Origin of the sequence: Massilia sp. TSP1-1-2, assembly GCF_049896185.1 — a bacterium.
Taxonomy (GTDB): domain Bacteria; phylum Pseudomonadota; class Gammaproteobacteria; order Burkholderiales; family Burkholderiaceae_D; genus Telluria_A.
The window spans coordinates 1-949 of sequence record NZ_JAFCTU010000139.1; the positions used below are offsets into that span (position 1 = coordinate 1).

Annotated in this window: 1 protein-coding gene; it reads right to left on the reverse strand. The window is 57.5% G+C overall.

The genetic code is table 11. The annotated features are described in order from the left end of the window. Window positions 1–136 precede the first annotated feature (136 nt). Window positions 137–949 (reverse strand): Tn3 family transposase (locus ACP7BV_RS27315; RefSeq protein ID WP_426108046.1); only part of this gene is annotated, 813 nt, incomplete at its 5' end.

Genomic DNA, 949 nt, shown 5'->3' on the forward strand with positions numbered 1-949 from the left:
TCAGCACATAGCCTTGCTGCAACATCCGACTGACACTGTTAATTAACCCAGTGTTGCGCTTGGTATTTGAAACCGCCAACTTACCATCAAAAACATTCCTTTTAGGGGGGCTAAGCCGGAACCCCCGGAAATTTTGTCACCCCAAATCCAGCCCGGCCAGGAGCGCGTCCAAGTCGATCATCTTGCCGCCGCTCTGGAATGTGTAGTGCCCATTCAGCAGGATGTGGCGCCATGCCGCCGGCGACATCCGGGTGATCAACGCCACGGCCTTGGCGTTGCCGCTGGCCTCGCATTTCGTCAGCAGGTGCGACAGGATGGCCGAGTTGTAGAAGATGATCGCGTTGGCGACCAGACGCGCGCACTGGTTGCTGATCTCGATTTCGATGTCAGTCCGCCCAGTCAGTTCCTTCTTTCCGCCGACCTGGGCGATGGCCGAGCGCAGCTGGTGGTAGGACTCAATGCGGTTTTGCGAGCGGTGGACATTGCGCTCCAGCTGCGGATCACGCAGGTAGCGCAGCGTGTAGATGCTGCGGATGAGCTTGTCGAATTCGAAGATTGCCCTCCGCGTCGGGTTCGTCGTGGTGTAGGTGCACAGCTTGCGGATCAGCGAGCCCTGGGTCATCTCCTTCAGCCCGAGTGTGGCGACAATTTGATTCATGTTCTGGTTTTCGTCGACGATCGCCGGCAGGTCAACCTGGGCGATCGGGCGGATCAAGTATTTTTCGTACAGCCCAGGGTCATCGGCGCAATACAATTCCGTCAGTTGTTTATCCATGGCGGTGAAGCGCGGGCCGAAGCAGTACAGGATGGCGAAGTTGGCCTTGTTGACGCTGTGCATGTCGCCGGTGATCGCCATTGGCACGATGTCCGACGTATTGCGATACCAGATGTCAAACACATGGTGCGCCTCGTATATGTCATCGTCGGCGTCAATCTGATCCGCCCCCTC